This is a genomic window from Stenotrophomonas sp. 05L414_2 (assembly GCF_056397905.1).
In genome coordinates this window covers 1-2,492 of the sequence record NZ_JBFTOJ010000281.1, presented here as the reverse complement: position 1 = coordinate 2,492, position 2,492 = coordinate 1, and the positions used below count along the sequence as shown (strand labels likewise).

The following is a 2,492-nucleotide window of genomic DNA, read 5'->3' as shown; positions in this document are numbered from 1 at the left end:
AGCCGGCCAGCGGCCGGCACTACCGGGCCGTTGGATCGGCCGCCATCGGCAAACCCTGCGGGTCCATAATGCGCGTTCATCCGCGTGGACGACCCCATTGCCCGCCAACTCACTGCCGTTCCCCGGGCTGCCGCTGCACAGCGCGCGCCTGGTGCTGAGCCCCATACGCCGCGATGACGCCGCGGCCCTGTTCGCCCTGCAGTCCGACCCGGACGTGATGCACTGGTGGAACCACCCGGCGTGGACGCGTCCGGCCGAAGCACGCGCGCAGATCGACGACGACCTGGCTGCACAGGCCACCGGCACGCAGTTGAAGCTGGCCCTGCGCGAATCGGTGGACGGCCCGCTACTGGGCATCTGCGTGGTGTTTGCCCTGGATCGGGATGCGGCGCGCGCGGAAATCGGCTATCTGCTGGCACCTGGCAGGCAGGGCCACGGCTACATGCATGAAGCGCTGCAGCAGGTGCTGGCCTATCTGTTCAACACCCTGCAACTGCACCGGGTGGAAGCGGAGATCGATCCACGCAACCACGCCTCGGCACACGTGCTCGAACGCCTGGGCTTCCACCGCGAAGGCCTGCTGCGGCAGCGTTGGCGTATCCAGGGTGAACTGGCCGACTCGGCCGTGTACGGACTGCTGGCCGACGACGCGGTGCGCTCAGCCACCGTCGCTTGACCGGATCAGGCCACAACGCCGGCCCATGCCTTTGGACACATACGGTGCGCGGCACCCCGCCCTAGCATCGGGGTCCCTTCCGCTGCCGTTCCGGTGCCATGAAGTTTCTGCTGCACTCTGCCGCGCTCTGCGTCGGCCTGCTGATCGCCCCTGCCTGCGTGCTGGCCGCGCCTGCTGCTGACGGCGCCTCCGAATCGAAAGAAGAAAAGACCGAAGCCGCGCCCCTGCCGGCCGATGCGTCGGCTCGCCAGAGCATGCGCCTGGCTGGGCGCACCCTCGACTACACCGCCACCGTCGGCACCCTGCCGGTACGCGATGCGAAGGGCAAGGTGATCGCCGATGTGGTGTTCACCGCCTACACGATGCCGGGCAAGGACCGGCCGGTGACCTTCGCGCTCAATGGCGGCCCCGGCGCATCTTCTGTGTACCTCAACCTGGGCGCCATCGGCCCGAAGGTGGTGACCTTCGGTTCGGAAGGCGACAGCGCATCGGCGCCGGCGAAGCTGCACGACAATCCCGGCACCTGGCTGGACTTCACCGACCTGGTGTTCATCGATCCGGTCGGTACCGGCTTCAGCCGCGCCCGCATCGGCGATGAGGAAGCGAAGAAACAGCTGTATACGCCCAGTGCCGATGTCGAGTACCTCTCGCGCACGATCTACGACTGGCTGCTGCGCAACCAGCGCATGGCCTCGCGCAAGTACCTGACCGGCGAGAGCTATGGCGGCTATCGCGGCCCGCGCATCACCCACTTCCTGCAGACGCGCCTGGGCGTGGCGATGAACGGCCTGGTGCTGGTGTCGCCTTACCTGAGCCCGACCCTGGAAGACAACGCCGATGTCTCGCCGATGGCGTGGATGCAGACCCTGCCATCGATCGCTGCCGCGCACCTGGAACGCCAGGGCAAGCTGACCGACGCGGCGATGCGCGAGGTGGTCGAGTACACCCGCGGCGACTACGCCACCGCGTTGATGAAGGGCCGCAGCGATCCGCAGGCGACCGAGGCGATGCTGCGCCGGGTGGCCGAGTTGACCGGCCTGGACCCGCAGTTCGTGCGCCGCGCCGGCGGCCGCCTGGAGACCCAGGCCTACCTGCGTGAGGTGTTCCGCGACAAGGGCACGCTGGGCAGCCGCTACGATTCCAACGTCACTGCGTTCGATCCGTTCCCGAACGATCCGGAGCAGCGCGCCAACGATCCGCTGCTGGACAGCATCATCGCCCCGACCACCACCGCGATGGTCGACTTCGTTACCCGCGAGGTCGGCTGGAAGGTGGATGCGCGCTACCAGGCACTGAACTACGACGTGAACCGTCTGTGGGATCGCAATGGTGACCTGCGCGAAGGTGCGGTGACCCAGCTGCGCCAGGCCGTGGCGATCGATCCGCACCTGCAGGTGCTGATCGTGCATGGCTGGAATGACCTGTCCTGCCCGTTCATGGGCTCGATCCTGACGGTGGACCAGATGCCGGCGATGGGCAGCAACCCGGACCGCGTGCAGGTGCGCAGCTATCCGGGCGGGCACATGTTCTACAGCCGGGCTGACAGCCAGGCGGCGTTCCGCAGGGATGTGCAGGCGTTGTTCCAGCGCAATTGAGGGGTTGTCGGCCGGGCCTGCGGCCCGGCACCCGCGGACAGCAATGGCAACGGCAACGGCAACGTCAAAAGCGGGCTTTCCGTGGGTTGGCGGGGTGGGCCCGGTTGCGGGGGACGCCGTAAACCCCCAGACCGGCCCAGCCGCTGGCGGCTGTGCGTTCGGGCGCTTGCGAAGCAGTGCGCCGCTGGCGGCTGTGCGTTCGGGCGCTTGCGAAGCAGTGC

General features: G+C 68.1%; 2 protein-coding genes. Both read left to right on the top strand.

Going from position 1 to position 2,492, the window contains the following annotated elements:
- Positions 1 to 97 precede the first annotated feature (97 nt).
- Positions 98 to 676 carry a GNAT family N-acetyltransferase gene (locus AC1DJN_RS21530; protein WP_282280240.1) on the top strand — a complete coding sequence of 193 codons (579 nt, stop codon included), beginning with the start codon at positions 98 to 100 and terminating at the stop codon, positions 674 to 676.
- 98 nt (positions 677 to 774) lie between these two features.
- Positions 775 to 2,271 carry a S10 family peptidase gene (locus AC1DJN_RS21525; RefSeq protein WP_442251490.1) on the top strand — a complete coding sequence of 499 codons (1,497 nt, stop codon included), beginning with the start codon at positions 775 to 777 and terminating at the stop codon, positions 2,269 to 2,271.
- Positions 2,272 to 2,492 lie beyond the last annotated feature (221 nt).